The sequence below is a fragment of the Vibrio sp. M260112 genome, assembly GCF_036533775.1.
Taxonomy (GTDB): Bacteria; Pseudomonadota; Gammaproteobacteria; order Enterobacterales; family Vibrionaceae; genus Vibrio.
Genome location: NZ_JATABH010000043.1, coordinates 1 through 23907, shown reverse-complemented (window position 1 = coordinate 23907; position 23907 = coordinate 1). Strand labels below are relative to the sequence as shown.

Genomic DNA, 23907 nt, shown 5'->3' with positions numbered 1-23907 from the left:
ACAGTCCCGTTACGCCCCTCTAACCTTGAACTCTACATAATTGAAACATAAGAATTTTTGATAGGAATAACGATAACGAATATAAAACCAATGGTATAATCGAGTATCCCAGTAACTCACGTACCGAAGATTAGTCAAATATGGACAATGAAAATTCACTAGCAAAACCATTCAAAGTTGAGTTTAGCTCTAAGCAAAGAAAAGTTGGCAGTTACGACAAGAATATTATCTACGTTTGGCCCACAGACGAGGGTTGGAATGACTTTAAGTACAAAACACATGGGTTATTCGTTGTTAAACTGGAGGATGACCAAATCATAAGTGGCAGTGTTCTAATCGCAGTGCAAGATCAAAGTGAAAACGATGATATTAGTTATACTGGTCTTGGCAATCAGATTACGTCCATATCAGACAAGAACGCAAAAGCTGACTTCTTCTTCAGCTTACTTCCGAGTATTGGAGAATACCGAAATATTGTTAGAGACGTTGGCGTACCAATGGCTTCGAAAATATTGAACTCACTTAATGACCTCGTTTACACAAATGAACAAGAGAAAGATGCCCCCTGGCTCGAAGGAGCGCAAAACAGTGAAGTATTTCAGAAGTCATTTATGAGAAATTCAGAGCCATTCTTCGCTTTCTATAACGCGGGAGATATACTCAAAGGCTTAGACTTTGAAAACCTAGACTACATATCAAATACTCTTAACTTAAAGTTCAAACTGGACGGTTTTTTGAACGAACATGAGTTAGAACTTAGATTTGGTAACAGTGACCTAGTTCCAAAACGCATTAATATTCTCATTGGAGAAAATGGATTGGGTAAAAGCCAGTCTCTCAATCATTTTGTCCGTGCCGCATTACAACAACGCCAATATTTAGACGAACTGATTGACCCTACAAGTGAATCTAAAAGACCAATGATTAGCCGTCTTCTAGCAATCGGAACTCCAGGTGAAACTACAAATACCTATCCAACCGATTCAATCAAGAACCCTAAGTTACATTATCGTAGGCTCTTATTGACTCGAAATAGTCGTTCAAAAACAAGCCGAACAATAGGTAAAAGTATTGTTCAATTAGCCAGAATGGACGATTCAATAAGCAACTTGGAACGCTGGGATATTTTCATTGAGGCGATCAAGTCCACCCTACCTATTGATAAGCTAAGAGTCCCTCTAGCAAAGGATTTTGAAGGGCGTGAAAGCGTCTCATTGAAAAAGCTCCATTCTGGTTGGAACGAAGAGCGAAGACTACAAATTTGGGCAAATATTTCAGATAACGTTGAACCAACTATTGCAGGGGAAGATGGTGAGTACCCTCTTAGTAGCGGTCAATTATCCTTCTTTAAATTTGCTTTGCTTGCATGTTTGCATATAGAAAATGGTTCTTTCGTACTTCTAGACGAACCAGAGACACACCTTCACCCGAGCATGATATCTGACTTCATTACCTTACTGGATAACATCCTAGAGAAAACTGGCTCATACGCACTTATTGCAACTCACTCAGCCTATTTCGTTAGAGAAGTTACAAGAGAACAAGTACATGTTTTTAAAAAATTCAATAATGAAGAAATCCAAATATTGAACCCTAGACTAAAAACATTTGGAGCAAATATCGGAGATATTTCTCACTTTGTTTTCGATGAGGACTATGGCAATTCGCTATCACAAAAAGTCATAAGAAAAGCCAATATAAAGAACCTTTCATACGATGACATCAAGAAAAAGTACGGGAGTATCCTACCTACCGAGATGCTACAAAGTATTAAAGTGAAACTAGTGAGTCAATGATATGAAAAAACTACCACTTCCAGAGGTCAACGACCTTGACATTCTCGAAACGATGAAAAACTCTCCTGGAATTGCATGTCAACCTTTCATTACCAATGAATATGACCAAATGCGCCTTCAATATACCCACTATGCAAATAACGATGGAAACCCATGGGCGTGCGTTGGTGGGACTATTTCAAATGATTTAACTAATAAACTTGAGTACCACTACAAAAGCCCCTATTCAGACTTACAATACATCAAAGAGCTACGAGCGAAAGGCTCTCCTGATGTTTGTCCGTTTTGTGGAAGTTTAAAAACAGCCACATTGGATCACTTCCTTCCTCAAGCCGACTATCCTGAATGGATTATTTACTCTCGCAATTTAGTACCAGCATGTGATTGCAATTCAAAGCGAAGAAATGATGTAAAAGGTGAGCTTCAAAATCAACGAGTTCTGCATCCCTATTATGACAACTGCCTTACATCACGCATAATAAGTACGGATTACAGCGGGAATTATGAAGAACCTGTTATCAATATTGTCCCTCTTCCTGTTGAAGGCACCGCTGAAGAAACAATCTCTTTCCATATTGACACTGTGGTTAAAAGGTCAACTGCTATTCACTGGATGGAAGAGAAGTGGCAATCCATGAGAAGAAACCCGAGAGTTATCATTTCCTCAATACCACGAACAGCAGCTAACTTAACCATTGATGAGCTGGACACTTACCTACTTGAAACGCTTGAGGACAAAGATGAAGAACATCAAACTCCTAACAATTGGTATTCGATATTCATCCATGGTATCTACCGCTCTGAAGATGTGAAGGCTTGGTTAGTTCACAGATTCAACGGCATTAAAAGCGGCGCTATTGACCCATTAGTCTAGGCATTTTCCAACTAAATACTGTACACAAAAGTTGTCTTATGGGAGACACAATGACAATCGCAACAATCGGGCCTAAAAAATACGATTTTCAAGATTTAGTATGCTTAGATTTTGTACTAAAAACTGTAGAAAAAAAAGATATTAGCTTTCTCATCGAACCTCATGGCGGCGAAGACGCTTCATTTACGTATAAAGGTGATAACGACGGAATCCTGAAAAAGTTTGAAGTACAAGTAAAAGGTTCTGAAGCCCCAGTTACTCCTAAGTTCGTTGCTGAATGCTTACTCCACTTCCCAGAGCAACGCCATGAGAACTGTCTTTTTGAAAGAATGATTGAAGACTGTAATCTCTGTGTAGTGCTTGTGATGTCAGGACGATCAACTGATAAATTACTGAAATACTTACCGAATGGTGAGTGGGATCTATCACCTCATAAGAATAACTTTACGTTGAAGGATGCCGAGGCTTTGAATCTTGAGTTCCAAAGCTTAATAGACAGCTTCGGTGATACGAGACTAATGAAGGCTCGTAAAGAGCATACACAAAGCATTATTGAAAACTTTAATGCAAAAGAAGTAAGAGACTCTTTGCAAAGATTAATCATAATAGATAATGAAAGTGAAAAGTTAGTCAAAGAAAACATTCACTTATCATTGCGCTCTAAATATCATATCCCTGATGACTATTTCGAAGAAGTTATTAGAAAGTCTACTGAATACATAAAAACAGCCAAAGAATCCCAAGAAGATGTCATCGAGAAGATCAGTCAGTACTTAAAAAGTGTCTCTAGCGTCTCACTAAGACCTAGCAATTATATTCAAAGAGGTGATGAAGATAATCTCAAGAACTTGCTAACTAGCGAGCATTCTCTCCTACTATCGGGAAAGCCAAGAATTGGAAAAAGTTATACAGCTATGTGGATCGCTGCATCATTCCAAGACCAGGGCTACAGGGTAAAACGTACTGACGATATTTTTGAAGCATTTCGTTTCCTAGAAGACCCAGTTAATGGGCCTCGATTGGTAGTCGTTGACGATCCTCTTGGCGGTAGTCGCTTATCAAACAACCCTCAACAGATTTGGCAGGAAATAAAGAGCAAACTCTCATTCGTCCCCAGCCCTCAGAGAAAGATAATCATATCTCAGGGGCAGGAGCGGTTACTTGAAATTTCAGGAAAAAGTCAGTTAGAAGATATACGCGTCGCAGCAAAATGTTGGAACGACTTGAGTTCCTACCCAAATTGTTTTCTCGAAAAGTTCTGGCAACAGTCAAATGAAAGAGAGCAACTACCAGAGCAACTGTACCTGACGGTATTAAAAAGTCTTAATAATGGCTTAATCGACATTGAACTAGGTAGTCTTGAATACCTCGTAACAGAGCGGGAGCAGCTACACTCGACATCCGACGTTGATGAAATAATACGTTTTGCACGTAAAAGCTCATCTGATTTGGGAAAATCCCTTGATGATGAAGGACACAAATCTACACTAATGAGTCTAGCATTAACAACTAGTGGCCTAAGCCCTATACATGAAACAGAGTTATCATATGTTTTACAAAATACAGTAGACAAACAGTACGGATATTCAAAAATACTAGGTTCTAGTTTCGGTGGCCCTAAAGATCCTGAAGTTCAACTATTCCCTGATTATTCAAATGATACAGAGCTACCAGAAGAGAACCTTAAGTCTCTAGATAAGCTCGAAGAAAAAAAAATGACTCAATGGGACGATGAAGATAAAATTTCTTTTACCCACCCATTCTATCGTGCAGCAGCAGAGTCAATCATTAAACCTGATGCTAGAAGTAACTGGAAGCAGTTAAAAGCACACTTGAGCAATGGCATTTTTTGTCTCTCACCTACAACATCAAAGTCTACTGCCAAAAACCTCAGATGGCTTTACCAATCATCTAGTAAACAAAAGTTTAAAGAAGATATCGTTGATTTAGCTATTGCGGGTTTAAGTTCAAGTTACCCGTCCACAAGAGACGTTTGTTTTAACACTCTATTATCTATTGCCCCCGAACTAAAAAAAGAACAACTAGAGCAGCAAACTCAGTGGTTGTCTTCTGTGTCGTTCAGTAGTCTATCTGACGCGAACTGGCACAACGGATATCCGTGGTATCCGATGGGGCATAACATACTTCTTAACTCAGACCTTTTGAAATCACTGGGTATGTTTGAAGTTCCAGAAGAATCAACTAATATTCTCGAAGGCTTAAACAGCACCCAATTCTTTGATTTTACACCGAAAAATGCATTTGATGCCCTCAACTATTGTCGCAAAAAACCTGATGCCTTAAAAACTACGGCCATGATGCGAATACTTTCGCTTGATGAGGGACAAATCCGCGCATTAGCCGCTAGAATATGGCTGGAAGTTGATAGAGGCGAGGATATAAAAGTACTTAATCGTATTTTCGATGACAAGCACCCCTCAGTTGCCGAGGCAATCTATGAAACTCTCATATCAAATTGGAAAAATTTAAGCACAACACGAAGAAAAGACCTCATTAATAGACTTCAATTGATGGTTGAATCCCCACTCGCCTCAGCAATCATTTTGCCAGAGTTACTAAAATTTAATCGACATGAGGTAACAGGCAACGAACCTCCTTGGGATATCTTCTACCAACTATTACCTACCGTACTGAACAATGCCTATAAAGGTATCTCGGTTAACTTTCCTCGCTTAGACCGCGTAGTGTCTGATGCAATTTCAGAACACGGTTATGACCGTGTAGTTCCGATCCTAGAAGCATGGGTGACTTTACTTGAAACAAACTCTAGAATGAACGAGGGAGGCGGATACGATGTAGCAGTAGTTAACTATATGCTCGATATTTCTGAAGACTATAACCTAAATAGAATAGATAACCTCGAACGGCTACTAAAAATTCCAAGTACAAGGCACGTTATAAATGTACTATCTCTACTTGTTGATTCTTGGTCTCAAATAACCAAAGAAGAAAGAGGTCTTGTCGAGAAAACACTTTCTGCAAATAGAGCAGATCTAGTGTGGATAAAGTCTGCTGTTTTGATAAGACCTGAAATACCAGCTCCTCTTCTCAAAAAACTAACAAACCTAAACTCCACAGAAATCACTTACGATAGTTTGTTGAAATTGGATAACGAACTTCAAGAAGCCGCGCTTAGCTTATATATGGATTCTTTCGTGGTTTATATCCCGAATAATGCTGTTGAGCGAACAGCATGGCAAAGTCTTATTCACGCAATCGTTAATAACCCAGATCACCCCCTCTACCAGCAATGCTTCGAGGCCACTTTAAGTAGACGTTGCAATGATGCAATCTTAGCTGAAGCAGTTGCGAAAACAAATGCGAACTATTTGGGCCGTATATTCGACATATTGCTCTCCTACGCCATAAAAACAACAGGTGAATATAGACCTTTAGTATGGAGTAAACTTTTTGAATCAGCACCTTACGAAGAGATAAAAAATTCGTGGCTGATAAAGATGGCTGAAAAATCCTCATTGTATTTAGACAATATAGGGGAAATAAAAGAATGGCTACCCGAGATCTATATCGAATCATTTTATTCTTACATGTCTGTGGATTCACAATTACTCTCTGTGTTCAAGGCATTAAAGGATAACCAGACTAACGTAACGTTAGAGGAGATCGATGTGTGCATCGCACTTATAGAAAGTTGCCCGCCTAACCATTTCACCATCTGTGAGTACGCTCAAAAAATAATCGAAAGCTTTGGAGAAACAGAACTTCACGTTGAGAGGATCAAAGCAATCAGGGAAACCATTTTAAAAAGACGTCTTGAAGAAATAGAGGCAATGGGCTTTAGTGAGCGTCAGAATTGGCTATACTAATTCAATTAAAACAAGTATTTATCAAAATTTCATGTCAAATACTATTTACTGAGATCAATGCTTCACCCAGTTAAAATAATCAACGACTAGCCTCGCAGCAAGTTCGTAATTGATATGAGGGAGTGCTAACAAAAATAGCATTAGCGTTGTTAGCACTCCTGCGAACACAACCCCTACAACTGTGTAGAATTTTGAAATCCTAAGCTGACTTTGGTATTGCTGGTGGAGATCTAACTTACTCTGTTCAAAACTTCCCTGCATCTCCAGCAAACTTCTTTGGAAGGAATCTAACTCTTGTTTTTTTGAAATCTTTAGCTGCTCTAGGTGTTGCTTGTAACGAGCGGACTCCCTTTCTAAGAGGGTAATGTCTCTAGCTACATGGCTCATCTTGTCGTTAGAACTATCTAATGCCCATCTCAGTTTTTTGATAATTGCTCTTGAGTATTGAGTCACTAGTGGATCGCTCAAAATCTTAGCAAAGACTTGTTGGCTAAATATAGCGCGTAGTTTCTCAAAATAGTCCTCTAAGTCCTCTGGCGTAAACGCTTGTTTGTTAAGCTCTTTACGAAACCTAATGCTATCGGCAATTTTTACTTCCAAGATAGGAATATTGTGGGATTCGAATGCCTTCACCTTATCGGGTTCGCAACTGTGAGTCACAAAAATCTCTAACGCAACCTTTCCACCCCACTCATCGTACATCGGAGAATCTTTAGAAAGATAACCGATGGCATCAGGATAGAAATACTTATCGCTGCCAAATTGGAGCCGAGTAGATTGATAATCCTTATCGAAATACTCAAACTTTAACGAAAGGTCTCGGTTTCCTATCTTAAAAGGAATAGTAGATAAAGAAGTTAGTGCCTCTATCGCTAGCTGATGCGATAGACTCTCTCCATCACTATCTCCCTGTACTTCTTTGGCTGAGTTCTTAGGGTAATATCTGAAAAAACCATTTTTGTTTGGATGTACAGGCTTCCGCTCTCTGGGATCTCTGTGAGTGCTCCACAGAATGAAATTGTTAAATTCCGACCCATGATCACGTTTAAGTTTAAGAGCTTCCCATATATACATCATGAGCTGACTGTGATCTTGCTTACCTGGGATAGGTTTTTGATTCTTATCTGTAACATACGCCCAAATTTTCATCTAAGTTCCTTTAAGTGTAACCAACTACATATGCGGTGAGCATTACTAACCAAAAAGCTTTGTTGTAAGAACTAGGTAAGACTCTCATTTAGCGAACAAGTAAGAGATTAGCTGATCGATTCTTCGTATTTTTTTACATGGTGTTGAATAAAGAACATACCCGCAGAACTCACTACATAATGCCCATCACCGCATCGGTACACAAAGTTACGATTCAAGAGAAAGCGCAGGCATGCATCCCAGTCATCTTTTGGCATTAGTGCCCCTCGAATACGGTCATACTGCTGATTTCGTTTGATCTCATCTATATGTTTAGCTTTAAGGCCAAAATGTTCATTGGCTAAATCATCTAGATCGAAACTTTTATCAGTCCAAAACCTAGCTATCACTAAAAGCAATGCTTGTACCTTAGTAGCATTTTCGTCCGCATCTTCTGAACTATCATCTTTACGAATGTGAAAAAATTCGCCTCCAGAGTTAAAAACCAGCTCAAACCCAATGTGCTTGTAAAGGAGGCTATAATGGCTATCCAAATGCTTATATAGCTCTGTATACAAAGGGTTCTCAATAAACTGCTGAGTATATGTTTCATAAATGCGCTTAGTGATCACTTTGCCAGACGAGAACTGGGAGTAGACTTGCTGACTGAGTTCTAGATCAGCATAGTCGAAAGTGTTAGATATTAGGTTATTAGTCGTATGCATAAGTCTCTCGTACCTCCAATTTTATTTTTCTATACTTAAACACATAACCACCTACCGTTATCTCATGAAAAATATTAGTAACTCTTGGAAGATGGTTGTGAAGGTTTAACTGGCCTACTGAATTTAGAGTCATTAGGGCTTCAAGAAGGTCAAGTATTTGGTAATCGTCCAACAAGCCCTCTAGCCTATCGCTCACTACTTTTATTAAATCATCACAATGCTCGAATCTCATCGAATACATTAGTTGCTTAACCTGTTTCACCCTTTCCAAGCGCGTGTCTAAACTATTATCTTTAGAGCTCTGTAAAAGAGATAAATCAAGCTGATTAACAAGTTTGTAATCTTCAAGCTTCGTGGTGATGTCCGTGGTTATATTATTAAAGTACGACTGCGAATCACTCAGTCGGAGGTCTTTGGGACGAGACTGATTCATCAAACCACAGAACAAACCTGATGTTTGAGCAAAATCTGAACTGATTCTTTTACGCCTTAAGTCCTGTTGTGTTTCTTTTAAATATTCCACTAACTCAGAAAATGCATTTTCGATTGCATTAAACTGGGTGAGCCTTTTCCTTGAGCGAGCTAAGAACTGATCAATAGATGTAGATATACGACTTATGTCTTTATGATAAGCATTAAATGAAATTGCATATCGGAGCATGGTCGAAGCTTCACTATCTAAACTATGCACTTCAAACAACCTTTTAAGCTTTTCCAGACACGCCAATAAATTTGCCCCATCTCTAAGCACCACTTTCTCATCCAGAAAAGCCCTAGTGGGTAGGATATGTCTCACCAAAAGGTTTGATATATGTTCAATATTGTCTTTTTGTAATGCTTGTACGACATTAGGGTTGGTAGCCTTCAGGGCTTTCTCACTCTGTTCGCTCAAGTCCCTATTCACATCTTCCATGCGAGTAAGGTTTCTACGAATTAGACTTTGCAGAGCAGCAAGAGCTCGAAACAAAGCTCCCAATGCCTCCTTGTAGTCCAAGTCTTGGGGGTTAAAATCAAGGCTACCACTGTCAAACCTATCAGTTAGCTTCCTTAATGCAACAAGCCTTGTGTTTAACTCTATATGGGTAAGTTCTTGGATTAAGCTTCTATCAAACAGTCTAAAAATGTCCAGTACTGCTTTATCGAAAAACAGCCTCCCAGCACCTTCGAAATGATCAAAATCAGACAAAATATGTGAATTAATCAGATTATCCTTTGAAAAAGCTACTCTGACAGCATTTTGCTGAGTTGTATCTCCTTCCAGCGTTTTGAGACACTTAAATACAGCTGCATTAAAATCGTATTCGCGTACATACGATTCACCATATGTATCCATTGACCTTATCGACTCAAGCATGATGGCTTTATACTCCATCATTAACTTAAATGTCGGAAGTGTATCTAGAACTTGGCTATTCATCAGTCTCTCCAAAAATACACATCTGATCTTCCTTCGCTACGCTTGGTTTAATGATGTACTCAGGTTCACTAGTAAAGGCAATCTGACGCTCAGGATGATAAGGAAGACTTGTTTTCATCGAGTCAATTTTGAAGTAGTAGCCAAAGAGTAATATCAACTCACTAGATACTGAATGTGTAGATGCACTTAGTACTCTAAAACCCGACTCATTGAGTTGTGGCAAAAGCCACTGAAATTGCGAGAGATCTACAGAAGCTCCCTCATCTATAATTAATGGGAAGAATACTTTACAGCTCGATTGTTGGACAGATTTTAGTAACACTTCAACTAGTTTGATGTTTATTAGCATCACTGTCGAAGTGGACTGAGATTTTGTTTCAAGACTCTTCGCGCCCTGTTTTTTAACATGGTAGTTTATTCCCGTGAGTATCTTTTCCATAGTTAAAGTTGATGCCGTGCCTTCATCAAAAAACTCTTTACTAAAGGTCTTGAGTCGATCCACAAACTCACTTGAAAGTCGGCTATCAGCATATAAGTCAATGTGTGCTACCTCTGCCAATAGTGCTTCGAATCGACTATTAACACCGATTTTAGCTTGTACTTCCGATAAATCATTTATGGTCGCTTTCTTAAACTCAGTGTTAATAAACCCTTCAAAGCTATCAATTAGCTGTCGGTTTTTCTCAAGTTCAGTAATGATTCCATGAATCTCACTCTTAAGGGCAACAAACTGCCTTTTCAGATTAGCTATCTCTTCATCCACATGTACAAATTTTGACTCAATCTGCTTATATGTATGACGAATTTGTTCATCAGAAAGATTCGCGGTAAACAAGTCGTCATCATTGTCGATGACACCTTCTTTAACCAAAAAATGTATATTGGATGTAACGCCACTACGCGCCTGCACTTTTGCTAATAGTGCATTTTCCAGACTTTCAAAAAACTGTTCCGACACTTCAACGCTTTCAACACTTAGCTTCTCCAGTGGAAAATCTACAAGTTGATGTCGAGCTAGGCTATTACTCACTCTCTGGCTCAAGCCTTTAAGCTTTTCTAAATTTGAGTTGAAGCTACTTAAACTCTCCTTTGATTCAGCTAGATCCCTTTGAGATATGTCTAGACTATTTTGGGCTTTAGATAATGAGTTTTCAGCTTCTTCAACTTGTTGGGTTAAAGATCGTACTTCCTCATTGGCATAGTTAGCGGTTTGGAGGTTGAACTCATAGCTCTTAACTTTGGTAAGTTCACTGTCATATCGTTCTAGTTTACGCTGTAACCTAGCTATTTCAGTTTGAGTAAGGATATCGCTTTGGTTGCCAATTTTCTCTAACTCATGCAACTCATCCTCAAAAGCAGCTAAGTTCTTAGTTCTCTGCTCAAGCTCTTCTTCTGTTGAATGTTCTTCAATCAAACTGGCAATATTTAGAGTCCTATCAAAGAAACGATATTGCTGATTATCTCTTTCAAAAAGAGCTAAAAATCCTTTAAAACGATCTAACTCTGTTTCTGTTAACCTACGACCAGGGTTAGCTTTGGAAATAATACTATTTATCGAAGATAGTATTTGATAGTCGCCGATCTCTAACTGCTTTGATAAGAAAAATTCTTTTAACTCTAAGCTTCGATTAAGTATTCTGATGTGCCTATTTTCATCTGCTATCAACGTCTTCAATTGATCAATACGCACCTTCCTTTTAGATGCATCTTTTAAGTTGTCAAGATTGGATACCTCTTCATCAAGCTCTTCAGCAAGTATCTCTTCAATTTCAGAAATAGGCTTTCCAAAGTAATCATCGATGATCCTTTTCGCTGTATCTAGCTGAGGTTGTAGTTTCTCCAATTTTGCACTTTCCTGTTTAAGGGCTCCCTTCAACTCATTGAGGTGTCGTTGTGCGTCATCGCGAAACTTTTGGTTATTCTTATTCCGCTCAAGCGCCAAATGTATCTGGTCTTCAAGCAACTTGTGTTCTTTAGCTTTAGAGTCCAACTCCCCTCTAAGCACACGATCAAATTGCAGCAACTTAGTTTCTGCACTTTGGTTGTCTGTTAAAGTGGCGTACGAGATAGAAAGTTCTTCAAATTTTGGTTTTAGATTTTTTACTTTCTGTAGATGAAGTTCCTTATCGCCAAGCATCTGGTTTCTATTCAAAAACTCATTGATATCAAGGCTTAATTCATCTTTACGCTCTTTCTTAGTAGACTCAATGATGTTGGCAATAGCCAGCCTAACAGCATCGGAACCAGTCTTCATATCAAACAGGAGCTTAACTAACGCTTTAAAGGAGTTAATACTGGCATCATCTAACTTGCTCAATGGAAATAAGCAATAACGCATAGCATTTACATCAAGTAAATCATTTGCATACAGCGCTTCTTTGATTGCTTGAGGACGCTCAATAGTCTTAAAGTGCTTAGGATCTCTTTCTTTTAATGCTTTCTTTACATAGTCGATCGATAGGTTTTGTACTGCGCCTCCTATACCATCTTCTCCAACACTTGAATCCCAAAATAGATCTTTTATGTTCTGGTAAGGAAGAGATGTAAACATCCTTTTGTAAGACTTAGACTCACCTCTATACAGAATCTGACAGTGTGGAACTGGGCCGCCAAGAAAATTCTCACATTCTAAAATCAAGAAACTCGATCTACTTGGGAAATAATGCTCATAACTCTCATCATCCGTATAAGGTTCACCTTTGTTATTCATGAACCCAAACTTTTGAAAGCTCTTCTTGAAGTTTGTCTCTGGCAGTAGAAACAACCGAATCGCATTAAGTATTGATGTTTTACCAACATTCCCCTTCGCAATTATGATCCCACCATTTCTAAGATCAATTTCTGCAATAGCCACCCCCACAGAGTCGACAACAATCAATCTTGAAATACTTATGCGAAAATCTTCCATCATCTTATCCTTATGGTAGTAGGGCTTCTTGTTCCAAAAATGCTCTATGTGTATGTAACAATTGTTTTTCTTGTTTGAGGTTTAACTCACTGGCAATAGAAATCGCTTGTCGCCACTCAGAAACAGACTTGGGCTTCAAATTGAAAAACGCTTCAAACTTGCCCCAATCAACTGGCGAAAGCCAATGGCAATCTGACACGTTCATTGCTAGTGTTCTAAAAATCTTCAGACCACCTAGATCTAAGTCTCCCGCTACGTAGATCCGTTTGTAGTTCGTAAGAAACTTTAAATTTAGGCTGTTATTGATTTGTGTCCCTGCACCAAACAAAAAGTCAGTGTGCTCAATCAACTCTTCACGTCCTATGCTTTCCATAAAAGACATGTACCGATAAAAATTCTCTATGTTCTCAATGACCACAGCTTGATCGTTCAGCTTGGGTAAGGAGCTAATCACCCCACCTTCTGATGAAACAATCACATATGGAGTATTCGCAAAACTAGTCGTGTTAAGTAAGAGGATATGAGAAAAACTTGTATTAATAGCGTGTGATTTGCCTTGCTTAGCGCCATCGGTTCGACTTGAAATATCCTTTGTATAGAATGAGGTGTGACGCTCCTCATCTAACACCTCTAGCACATGTCCTTTGCTTACACGCTTTGCTTCATAGATGGACATCCACTGTTCAGGGTCTTTCAAACCAAGCTTCTCAATAAACCCCTTCAAGTTTATCGGCAAGCCTTCTTCGATCTTGGATAAGTAATCATTGACGTTCATTGTAGTCCTCAACAGCCAGAAATTTATACCATAAGTAATACGTCAAGCAGCATTGCCAGAGTCAACTAGTGTCATATTACACTGGAATCAAATGATTCGTTAGAGTAAATTAGTACAGTTCATTTTGATAAGGGTAATCATTGTGCGTTGTGTCGAATCTCCACAAACCAAACGACTAAGGCTTATTGATTTCTATCTCTGCTTCTTTGGGAAAGTGAATCGCTCCGACCTTATTCAGCACGGTGATATTGCCGTTGCAACAGCAAGCCGCTCTTTTAATGCTTACAAAGAACGTTTTCCCAACAACACGGTTTTCAACGAAAGCCTGCGAGCATACATGAGGTCAGCATCGTTTAGCCCAGCTTTTGAGCATGACCCTGAAGCAGCTCTGAGGTTAATAGCATGGGGTCAGGAGCTTAACTCTATTCCAGTAACAACTTATGGTGTAAGCAGCTTTGCGACGGTGTTGGATTCACTATCTATTGATATCGTCTCTCAAGTCACAAGGTCAATTCTGAATATGCACTGTATTTCTGTCCTGTATAGTTCCTCAACTAGCACCGAGACTAGAACTCTGACGCCTCATTCTCTATTCAAAGGACTTGGGGCTTGGCACATTCGCGCTTGGGACAGTAAAAGACGTAAATTCCTGTGCTTTAGAATCAGTCGAATTCTGAGGGCTCAGCAAACTGACTGCTCATACGACAAGACTATAGAGGACGATACTCTTTGGAACCGTGACGTTGTCCTAAGTGTTGCACCGCACTCTAAGCATGAAAATAGAAATGACCTAGCTATTGATCTTGGTATGGCGGGTCAATACGTGCGAAACATTACAAGCAACGAAGCGTTAGCTGGTTACGTGCTCAATGACCTCCACGTAGACTGCACGCCTAATGCTTCTTTGCCGCCGCATGCCTTCAACTTGCAGTTGATGAATAGACACGAGCTGGAGCATGTGGACTCTATTCGAGCTCTAGTACCTGGATTTATAGCATCATAGACTAGTTAGTATTGTGCAATAAAGAGTTTCTTGAAGCAGTTCTCAACATAGTTATAGCTATTTGGGGTTCACGCCATCCCATCATGTATATCGTTGAGAACTAACTTCGATTGAGAGTACTTAACTATTCACATTACTCTTCTTCATAAAAGATACAATCGAGCAATGCGACTCTCCCTCTCCAAACTCGTTTTTCTAACTTTTTGCTCGGTTCCTGACTATCAAACCATACTGATTCGTGGATTCGGCTTATCAATTCATCCCAGTATCGTTCATAGGTCATACCAGACACTTTGATACCAAAGTCAGCACACATTGCACGATTGTTTTTAGAGTCAATGCAAACAAAGAAATCTGGACGTTTCATAGCAAGTAAACGACTGGCAATACTGATGCCATCTCTACCATTTGGGAATGCTTTCTTAAATGTTTCAACATACTGATTATATTGAGATATGCTAATCTCCCCACAAAGCGGGATATGCTCAAGAGCCTCTGAAATATACTCATTATTATTATTGATATTGCTGTGATAAACCCCAGCACCTTTCATGCTACCAAACCATCCCCAATGCTTATGAACATCATTGGGCAGCCCCGCGATTGTTTTACGAGCAGCCAGAGGCATAGATTTATAGTCATCGTATGTATTGAAATAACTTCTGATAGTTTCTAGAAGTTCCAATCGCGTCAAGATTGCGTGATTGACATCTTTCTGAACCTTGTTTAAGTAAGCAGGCCATTCCATTTGCATTACAACACTATTAAGTAACGGTTTAGATGCTTTCGTTTTTCCATAACGATCCGCCAACTTATCTAAACGAGGCTTCTGTTTCTTATGGTAAATTTTGTATGTATTCATGTACTCTTCGTCAACAGACACCCCTGCTTCAAAGTACTTACTAAGTTGCGCTAAGAGTTCATCAAATGAAATATTACCTTCATCATCTTTGCTACTAATATGGACGTTGATCTCGTTGTTCGAGGTGAACGCACCGTTAGTCATGTTAGAGCTACCGATAACTGCTTCCCACTTATGACCAGTTTTGAACAGGTATACCTTGGGATGGAACACTCCACTGGTTTGAGTAACGAAGTGTACTTGCTTGCTACCTATAAATTCTTTCAAAACACGGGGATCAGTCTGGTAAAAATGTGTCCCAATCGTTGATGTACATATCTTAGTTTTGTTAGCTAAAAAGGCGTTGAATACTTTTGTATCGGCCGATGCCCATGCTACCGCAATTGATACTTGTTCGTGCTTACTAATCAAACTAATCAACGTCTTTTCAAGAGTTTTGTTATCACTAATAACTTTCATTTATTTCCCTATAATCAGCCATTTACAGAATGATTATATCGTCAACCTGGTCGAAAACATAACACTAACAGCATCATTGATACCAAATCTAGGAACTGACAAAGGTTGCACAGATTGAGAGCGTAATTGCGAAAACAGTGGAACCAGCGGTGGTTCCTAAAGTGCGGTTCGCAAAGTACGGTTCGGGTTTTACGAACTGAGCAATTAATCTAAAAAGAGAATTATATGAGGAGCGAGTTTCCAACTTAGTTAACCAAACTGGCTGTCTTCATTTGCCGTGAAGCGCTGGAGTTTCCAACTTGGTTATTTTTACTTAGTATTCTAGAACGTTGATTTAGAAAGCTAGCAAGTTTCCATCTTAGTTATCTGTGATCACTCGTTGATCACAGATAACCGAGTTGGAAACTAACTTGAATAAAAAGGCGAACCGTTTGGTTCGCCTTTTCTTTGGGGGGCGTTGTAGCTCATATGAACAACCGACTCATATAGCGTTAACTTAGCACCATACCGTCCTTAAAGCTGACTGGTTGGTCGGTAAGGATTTCCGTTGATCGTTTAGTGTCCACTTTTAGAAATTAGATACAAGTGCTTCCTCGCTCTAGACGAAATCACATAAGTAGTCTCCTCGCAGCCTAGTCCTGATGTGACCTACTACAATCAATAATGTCATTCCAATGCAGGACTAGCATCAGGGTTACCTAAGCCTCACATTTCTCTCTTGCATGCGCTGAAAAATGTCCCAAGCAGTCTTGATTCGATAGATGCATTTAGAACGAACTATAAGCGCAATAAAATCACGTTATTCAAGTCAGCATTTACTTAAAATTCACATTGTAAGATGCTCGTTCCGCCTCTGTGTTTTGTACAAAAAAAACACGCTAAATTGCCAGTTGCATATGTTAATAATACCACCTAGTTATTGTGGTTATATTATAAAAAAGAATGATGTATGTGGTGGTTAGGGATAGTCGTAGGCGTTGCTCATGCAATGTCTTATCGCTTTGAATTAATAAGTTTAGGGATAGCACTGATTAGTTTTGCTGTTCTTTTCTTTGTGCATATTCAGCTCAAAACAAAAAGCGCTCGATGTGCCTTATGGATGTTATTTGGATTAGGGTATTACGTTACCTCACTGTTTTGGGTGAACGGTTACCTCGCTGATGAGTACGGTGACGCCAGTTGGATACGTTGGGGACTTTGGCCCTTACTTATCTTCATATTATCACTAAGCTTTCTGATTGTTCCTATTGTTACTCTCGGGCTGTCTCGTCGCAGTGCATTGGTGACGCTTCCCTTTGTCTTAGTGTCTATTGATATCTTACGTGAACTTACCAGCTTTTCGTTTTCATGGTTACATCCCGGTTTCTTATTCCAAGATGTCGGTTTGTCCGGCTGGTTAAGTGTTATCGGGGCTTTTGGTGGCAGCTTTTTAGTTTATGTCGTGGCGAGTTTGTTGGTTTATGTGTTTATCAATCGATCATCACCGGCTCGCCCCTTGAGCCAATTTGTGATGAGTATTTTGGTTATCGTTGCGCTCGATAAAGGCATTCAAGCGGTGAATAACTACTACTTCTCGCCTGACCAAGCGAAGGTTCGAATGATTCACGGGAATTTCAGTGGTACACACAAGCTGTCCAAAAATGAGGTCATTGAACGTGTTCAGCGTTACGCATCTCTTTCCTTGCAAGCGCCAAGAGCCGACATTGTCGTGTGGCCTGAATCTTCGATGTCCATGCCGTATCGAGAAATTGCTCCTTTTGTTCAGGAAAGCCTACAGAAAATTGACGACAAACACGTGGTGGTTATTTGGGGTGGACAAGCGAGAAATGGCCAACATTTACAAAACGTGATTTACCGAAACGATGAGCTTGCCCCTATTTACTATAAGCAGCGTTTGGTGCCTTTTGGTGAGTATCGCCCCACTTGGTTTATTGATTGGATGGAGCGCGTGACGTTATCTAGAGGTGGCGATATGCAAGTCGTCCCCAATACGAGCAACGTCCATAATATTGGGCCGCTCAAAGCGGTGTTGGCCGTATGCTATGAGGCGCTCTATTCAGATGTGTTCGCCTCTAAATTACAGTCCGGTAATGTCGCGATTTTACTGAGTGATGTGGAATGGACACAAACCCCTTGGGTCAAACAGTTTCTACTCAAATTGACACAGGTGAGAGCGGCTGAAGTTGGGAAGTCGATTATTTATCCGACCAATCAGGGCTTTACTTCGCTTGTCGCACCTAATGGCGATGTGCTTTCTCAAGTTACTCATCAAAGAACGCAGGTATTGGATGTCGTTGTGCCACTTCAAACACGCCAAACTCTTTACACGCAGTACGGACACCAATGGCTATTGTGGCTATCAGTCGGTGTCTTGCTGTTACTGCATGCACTTAATCAGCTTGGGCTAACAAATGTTCGCTCTACCCATAATAAGCGCCTCTTTAGCGCAGCGAAAAATAACGAAACAAGGATACGTCATGGTTAAACGTTGGTTCACGGTAGGGGCTGGTTTTGCTCTTGTTGTCGGCATTGGTATCGTTGCCCTTAACTACGATAAATCGGTACATACTCAGAGAATAGGCACGCCTGTCGCAAGCTCTTCTTCTCCAGATATGGGGAGTGCGTCAGATTCATCAACCATAGCACTCACTGAGTCGAGCCATGACTTTGAGTCTCAAAGCGAGCGCCTTGAAGCTCAGATGCTGGCAGAGCTGGACATGTTTAACCAAGATATTGCTGATGCTAAACGTCAGTTAGATGAAGAAACGGTGATAGCTCAATCTGAAGAAGAGTCCCCTCAATTGGTATTGGCTAAAGCGAGTATGATTTTGTCAGAGCTTGAGCAAGAGGGCATTGTATTCACCTACGACCCTGTATTACTGACTCCTGATACGCCGTCGACTCAAGTTCAAGCAATTGAAAAGCAAGTGATTGAGGTCGAAGACGATCTTATCAATATTGAACAACGATTTAACAATTTGGGTAACAACAAGGAGTCGTTATGATGAGAATTAAATCGAGCTTATGTATCGTTGCACTCTCTTGTTTCTCCCTCCCTTCTCTTTCCTCTTCTGTGGGTGAGCTCAGTGGTAGCGCATTTGTTTCTCAAGGAAAATCAGGTTATCAAGTTGATTTGCAACTGCCGAGTGGCGTCAATGAACTTGTCCCTTCTTTGTCTGTCAGTTATCAACAGGGCTCAGGGAATGGGCCACTAGGCTTAGGAGTGAGTTTGGATGGCTTATCTAGCATCACTCGCTGTAGCCGAAATGAACAAGATGATGGTGTCAACAGTGGGCTCCGTTTTGATGATACCGATGTCTACTGTTTGGATGGCAAAAGGCTTTTCCTAGTCTCGGGGCAGTTAGGTAAAAATGGCAGTGAATACCGCACTAAGGGAAGTTGGCAAACTAAGGTAGTTGCAAACGGTAGCCTCACTTCGGGGCCTGATAGTTGGACGATTTATTCCGCAGATGGTTATGTGACCCGATACGGTTCAAGAGAGGACGCACAACTTACGGTTGATGGTCATGGGCTCGAATGGTTTATTTCTCAGCAATCTGACCGATTTAATAATGGTATCGACTATCGGTACCGAACTCACCAAGGTCAACATTATCTTGATAAAATCCAATACGCAGATGTAAGCCTTAACTTTAATTACGTCAATCGCCCTGATGTCCTCTCTTCCTATCGGTTTGGTCAGAAACAAACATTGGCACAAAAGCTCGATAATATTCAAATTAACCGCAGTGGTCATGCGCTTCGCCGCATTGAATTCACCTATGGTGAAGTGAACTCTCAAGGCATTGAACTGACGCGTTTAAATAGCTTGCGAGTGTGTGGCTCGGATGAGGAATGTATGCCTGCTCATACCTTTGAGTGGGAAAGTAACCCTTATGCCGGTAGTGAGCCGGAGCAAAAAACGCTCTACCGCCTGGGTGAGTTTAAAGGCTTTGTTGCTGGCGACATCAATCGAGATGGTTTGAGTGATATTTGTTATTTAAAAGACGGCCTCTACTGTGGCTTGAATGAAGGTAATGGCCGTTATGGCAGTGCGGCGAAATGGAGCAGTGATTTCCAAGGTAGTGCATGGGAAGAAGCAGAAAACTACGCATCCATCAGCCTAATGGATATCGACGATGATAGTTTTCAGGATGTCTGTGCATTCAATGAAACGGGCTTTTTCTGCGCATTAAACCGCAATGGACGCTCGTTTGATTCAGGGCATTACTGGAGCCGAAATTATACGATTGATAAAGCGGTACGCCTATTGGATGCCAACAATGATGGATTGGTGGATGTTTGCCGCGTTGAATCGAACCGTGTGGTGTGTGCGAACAATACCGGAAGTGGCCTATCATCAGACTATGTGCTGATTAATCATGGTTATCCTTTAGAAAAAAGCTATGAATCTATGAAATTTCTTTTTCTAGATTTCACGCCAGAACCAGTAAAAATGCCACAAAGCCAATTCATCGATATAAATAAAGATGGGTTTGCAGACCTTTGCGGGGTAAGGCTTGATGGTCACTTTTACTGCTCATTAGGCAAGAAGTCGGAAGGGAACCTGTCATTTGAAGCACCAGATCGCTGGGCTAATCAGTTGCCGATAGGTGGTCAATTGCCCTCAGATCCACAACCTAATCTCGATCCATACTTTCAAGATGTGGCTAAGGTCGAACAACTTCAACGCACCATGAACTTGGTGGATATCAGTGGTGATGGTTTGCCAGAACTGTGCTATCGAAGCGGGAATAACTATGTCTGTCATCAAAATACAGGCAAAGGTTTTGAAACTGCCACAACGCGTTTGGTTCTTGGACGCGACCACTTTGAAATCTCTGATGATGATGACGATAATGTTGCTCAAGTGGAAGCCTCTATCATGCTATCTGATAGAAACAGCGATGGGCTAGCCGATTTCTGTTACATCGCTGGAGAGCGAGTGTATTGTGCCTACGGTAATGGCGATCGTTTTAATCAATCAACACTTCTCGCTACGATAAACGCAGACCTTGAACTTCTTGATGATGACATTACATATTCAGATAACTATGTAAAAAAAATCTTTGGTATTAAGACGACCATTTACTATTTGTATTCCAATAACATTTACGGCCCGTTTAAAAAAGGCGTGGATGCGAATGGCGATGGTCTACTTGGCGATTGTTACCGCTCTATCGATGGATTAACGTGTTTGTCTTATGAGTTTGAGCCATTAGCACTACTTAAATCTGTGACATCTGGCTTAGGGATAAAAAGTGAGTTCGAGTATGGCATGACGGGCGATGCTTCGGTGTTTCAAAATGCAGCCCCACCGCAAGGACTCATTGGCTTAACGCCAAACTTCAAAGTAGTGAAAGCCCTCAAGCAAGACAATGCTATTGGTGGCACTAATCGAACTGAATACCTATATAAAGGTTATCACGCACATAAGGACAAGGGACTACTTGGATTTGGTGAAATCCAGACTCATGATGTTGAGCGCAAAACGAAGTCGATTAGTACGACTGCGTACCACGGAGACTGGGTGCCTTATATCGCTAAAACCGAAACTAATATTAACAATCGCAAAGTAGCAGAAAGTCATTTTGTTTATCAAGATGTTAATGCACCTGTATCAGGTCAAACATGGCCTCAATTGGTCGAAACCAACCAGAAGGCGTGGGATTTATCCTCGAACCTGTTAACGAATACGACGACTCAATACCGTGGCTATGATGCGCTTAACTTCCCAGATACGATTACCAAAGTCATTGAAGATGGTAACGGAGGGCAATTCATTGAAACCACGACAACACGCTACCAACACGACACTCAGCGCTGGCTGATTGGTAAACCAACTAATATCAGTGTCACTAAATCGAACCGTCACGACTCCCAAGTAAGGCGTACCTCTTTCTCTTATGACGCTGATACAGGCGCATTAGTTGAACAAACTTTAGAGCCCGGACATGCATTGGCATTAACGACTCGATTTGGTTATAGCCCTAAAGGGTTTAGAACCTCAGAGCAAACAACGGGAAGTGGTGAAACCAGACAATCGGCAACGGCTTACGATGTCTATGGACGAGTGACCAGACACACAAACGCACTCGGTCATGCTGTGAGCACCACCTATGACAACCAATGTGGTCTGCCGCAGAGCATTACCGATGCGAATGGTTTGGTCACACGCTTTGAGTATGATGATTATTGTCGCGAAGTGAAGAAAACACTTCCTGACGGCAATTGGGTTGCGCAGGTGTATGAGTGGAGCGATGGTGCTGATGCAGGGTTAGACCAGCATGGATTAACCCTCGGTGACCGCAGTGTCTTTATGGTGACCACACAAACCTCGCAAGGCGGGCTGTCAACGACGTATTTCGATGGATTAGGCCGAGAAGTTCGCACGACACAACTCAATGGTGATGGTAAAACGGTTATTGTCGATATCGCTTATGATGCCAAAGGGCAAAAAGTGGGCGAAACCATGCCTTACTTTGAGGGCTACTTCGCTGGCGATGCGACTTTCTGGTTGCAAACCGCTTATGATGATTTAGGTCGCCCAATTAGGCAAACCCAGCCTACAGAAGATGTCGGTGACCTAGTATCCACAACGTACTATCAAGGCTTAACCGCGACAATAACTGGTCCTGGTCAGTTTGAAAAAGTCGAGCAAACCAATGGCCTAGGTCAGACGGTTCAAATTGCTGAAAATGGGCAATCGACGGTTCGCTATACCTATGACGCAGTAGGGAACCTAACAAAAACCGATACCAATGGTTTGGTGACGGAGCTGACTTATAACCAGCTAGGTTATAAAACTCAAATGAACGACCCTGCAATGGGCGTGTGGACGTACGGACATAACGCTTGGGGCGAGCTTGTTTGGCAACAAGATGCTAAGGGGCAACGCACCACCTTTACTTATGATGCACTGGGCCGAAAAACGGGTGAAACTCGTCCTGATGGTGTAAACCAATGGCAATATGATCAAGTATTGAAAGGTGGTCTTGATGTCGCAAGTAGTGATAGCAGCAATCGCAGCTACACATACGATGCCCTCGGTCGAACAGAGTCTATGACCTTAACGATTGATGGCTCCAGTTACACCACTCAGTATGAGTACAATGAGCAAGGCCGACTAAGTCGAGTGATTTTCCCATCGGGTATGAATCTGGATAAAGATTATGATGTCAATGGCCTACTCAAACGAATGAGTATTCCCTACTCAGACATTTGGGATAGCCAATATTTGCAAATTGAAACTGCGCTGATGGAAACCTCAGAGCGCATCATGGAACTTGAGGCACAGGCCTACGAGCTAGAGCAAAGCGCCCAATTTTACATTGAAGAATCTGAACGCCTTCGCCAAGCCGCAGAGCAGTTATTTGCACAAAGTGCTAGCTATCAAAACACGGCGAATCAGCTAAGCGCCAGTGCACAGTCTTTGTTTAGAAGTGCAAGTATTAATATTCAGAGAGCAAATAGGTATCGTGCCAAAGCTAATTACTATTGGTCAGCGTATAGTGGGACAATATTCAATCATTACAAGACTCAAAACGGTTATGCGTATTATAAATATGATCGCTGTCTGAAGAAAGACTGGAAAGGAAACTGTAAAACCCGAAAAGTGTATACAGAGAGGGTACCTCTGTGGATGGTTGAGAATAATTTTTGTTGGCCTTCTGGTGGCAAGTTAAAAGCAGGTTGTTTTGTAGGGCCTTCTTCATCGGTTAACTTAACGCAAGTCTATAATCGTTGGGCAGACCATTATTATGCCATTGCGAATAGCCAACGTGCACAAGCAAACCAAGAACAAAGCCAAGCGAATCATTACCAAGCGTTATCTGATAACGCAGAAGCTAGGGCGGATGAGCTGATTACGCAAGCTCAGAGCTATGCGTCTCTTGCAAGAACGCAAACCGACCTTTTATCAGACTTAACGGATGAGCTGGATGATTTAGTGGTGGCTGAGGCAGAGCTTCAAGAAATCATGGATCAGCGTCTTGAGGATGAAACGGCTGAAATTGTTTGGGTGGCGACCAGCCGTGATAACTTCGGTCGAATCGGTGGTGAACTGTTTGGCAATGGTCTACTAACTCGACGTGATATAGACCGCTCTCGTGG

13 protein-coding genes are annotated in these 23907 nt (G+C 41.0%); 7 read left to right on the top strand and 6 right to left on the bottom strand.

Annotated elements, in window-relative coordinates; all coding sequences use genetic code 11:
- Window positions 1–140: 140 nt before the first annotated feature.
- Genes QTN95_RS15955 through QTN95_RS15945 form a run of 3 tightly spaced genes read left to right on the top strand, consistent with a single transcriptional unit; the run spans window position 141 to window position 6518 of the window.
- The gene (locus tag QTN95_RS15955) at window positions 141–1796 is read left to right on the top strand and encodes an AAA family ATPase (RefSeq protein ID WP_331418134.1); all 1656 of its coding nucleotides are present in this window, start codon (window positions 141–143) and stop codon (window positions 1794–1796) included.
- Between the two features lies 1 nt (window position 1797).
- A complete protein-coding gene (locus QTN95_RS15950; protein WP_331418133.1) occupies window positions 1798–2670 on the top strand; it encodes a hypothetical protein in 873 nt (290 codons plus the stop codon).
- A gap of 50 nt (window positions 2671–2720) precedes the next feature.
- Complete coding sequence (locus QTN95_RS15945) at window positions 2721–6518, top strand: hypothetical protein (protein ID WP_331418131.1); 3798 nt, start codon at window positions 2721–2723, stop codon at window positions 6516–6518.
- Window positions 6519–6572: 54 nt separating this feature from the next.
- Here QTN95_RS15945 and QTN95_RS15940 read toward each other — a convergent pair whose 3' ends face one another.
- The 5 genes from QTN95_RS15940 to QTN95_RS15920 all read right to left on the bottom strand — a co-directional run bounded on the left by QTN95_RS15940 (window position 6573) and on the right by QTN95_RS15920 (window position 13471).
- Complete coding sequence (locus tag QTN95_RS15940) at window positions 6573–7667, bottom strand: hypothetical protein (protein ID WP_168780508.1); 1095 nt, start codon at window positions 7665–7667, stop codon at window positions 6573–6575.
- A gap of 107 nt (window positions 7668–7774) precedes the next feature.
- Window positions 7775–8371 (bottom strand): condensin complex protein MksE, encoded by a 597-nt coding sequence (locus QTN95_RS15935; RefSeq protein ID WP_168780507.1) that lies wholly within the window; start codon window positions 8369–8371, stop codon window positions 7775–7777.
- Window positions 8358–9788, bottom strand: coding sequence for a hypothetical protein (locus QTN95_RS15930; RefSeq protein WP_168780506.1), 1431 nt, complete (start codon window positions 9786–9788; stop codon window positions 8358–8360). The genes QTN95_RS15935 and QTN95_RS15930 overlap by 14 nt, the downstream gene beginning before the upstream one ends.
- Window positions 9781–12699, bottom strand: coding sequence for a hypothetical protein (locus QTN95_RS15925; RefSeq protein WP_331418129.1), 2919 nt, complete (start codon window positions 12697–12699; stop codon window positions 9781–9783). Before QTN95_RS15925 ends, QTN95_RS15930 begins: the two co-directional genes overlap by 8 nt.
- Window positions 12700–12706: 7 nt before the next feature.
- Window positions 12707–13471, bottom strand: a complete 765-nt coding sequence (locus QTN95_RS15920) for a Wadjet anti-phage system protein JetD domain-containing protein (RefSeq protein ID WP_168780504.1) — start codon at window positions 13469–13471, stop codon at window positions 12707–12709.
- 142 nt (window positions 13472–13613) lie between these two features.
- Between QTN95_RS15920 and QTN95_RS15915 the strand changes: the two genes are divergently transcribed.
- Window positions 13614–14474 carry a WYL domain-containing protein gene (locus QTN95_RS15915; RefSeq protein WP_168780503.1) on the top strand — a complete coding sequence of 287 codons (861 nt, stop codon included), beginning with the start codon at window positions 13614–13616 and terminating at the stop codon, window positions 14472–14474.
- A gap of 133 nt (window positions 14475–14607) precedes the next feature.
- Here the strand turns inward: QTN95_RS15915 and QTN95_RS15910 are convergent, their stop codons facing one another.
- Window positions 14608–15795: a phospholipase D family protein gene (locus tag QTN95_RS15910; RefSeq protein WP_331418128.1), complete on the bottom strand. Its 1188-nt coding sequence runs from the start codon at window positions 15793–15795 to the stop codon at window positions 14608–14610.
- A 949-nt stretch (window positions 15796–16744) separates the two neighbouring features.
- Here QTN95_RS15910 and lnt point away from each other — a divergent pair.
- The 3 genes from lnt to QTN95_RS15895 all read left to right on the top strand — a co-directional run.
- Entirely contained in the window at window positions 16745–18280 is a 1536-nt protein-coding gene (lnt, locus tag QTN95_RS15905; RefSeq protein WP_331418127.1) for an apolipoprotein N-acyltransferase, read from the top strand.
- The gene (locus QTN95_RS15900) at window positions 18273–18800 is read left to right on the top strand and encodes a hypothetical protein (RefSeq protein WP_331418126.1); all 528 of its coding nucleotides are present in this window, start codon (window positions 18273–18275) and stop codon (window positions 18798–18800) included. Before lnt ends, QTN95_RS15900 begins: the two co-directional genes overlap by 8 nt.
- On the top strand, window positions 18797–23907 hold a 5111-nt coding region (locus tag QTN95_RS15895; RefSeq protein ID WP_331418125.1), incomplete at its 3' end, for a SpvB/TcaC N-terminal domain-containing protein. The genes QTN95_RS15900 and QTN95_RS15895, both read left to right, overlap by 4 nt.

Coding starts and splice junctions, on each gene's coding strand:
- QTN95_RS15900 (WP_331418126.1), top strand. CDS start 18,273: ATGGTTAAACGTTGGTTCACGGTAGGGGCTGGTTTTGCTCTTGTTGTC.
- QTN95_RS15940 (WP_168780508.1), bottom strand. CDS start 7,667: ATGAAAATTTGGGCGTATGTTACAGATAAGAATCAAAAACCTATCCCA.
- QTN95_RS15930 (WP_168780506.1), bottom strand. CDS start 9,788: ATGAATAGCCAAGTTCTAGATACACTTCCGACATTTAAGTTAATGATG.
- QTN95_RS15910 (WP_331418128.1), bottom strand. CDS start 15,795: ATGAAAGTTATTAGTGATAACAAAACTCTTGAAAAGACGTTGATTAGT.
- QTN95_RS15950 (WP_331418133.1), top strand. CDS start 1,798: ATGAAAAAACTACCACTTCCAGAGGTCAACGACCTTGACATTCTCGAA.
- QTN95_RS15955 (WP_331418134.1), top strand. CDS start 141: ATGGACAATGAAAATTCACTAGCAAAACCATTCAAAGTTGAGTTTAGC.
- QTN95_RS15945 (WP_331418131.1), top strand. CDS start 2,721: ATGACAATCGCAACAATCGGGCCTAAAAAATACGATTTTCAAGATTTA.
- lnt (WP_331418127.1), top strand. CDS start 16,745: ATGTGGTGGTTAGGGATAGTCGTAGGCGTTGCTCATGCAATGTCTTAT.
- QTN95_RS15925 (WP_331418129.1), bottom strand. CDS start 12,699: ATGATGGAAGATTTTCGCATAAGTATTTCAAGATTGATTGTTGTCGAC.
- QTN95_RS15935 (WP_168780507.1), bottom strand. CDS start 8,371: ATGCATACGACTAATAACCTAATATCTAACACTTTCGACTATGCTGAT.
- QTN95_RS15920 (WP_168780504.1), bottom strand. CDS start 13,471: ATGAACGTCAATGATTACTTATCCAAGATCGAAGAAGGCTTGCCGATA.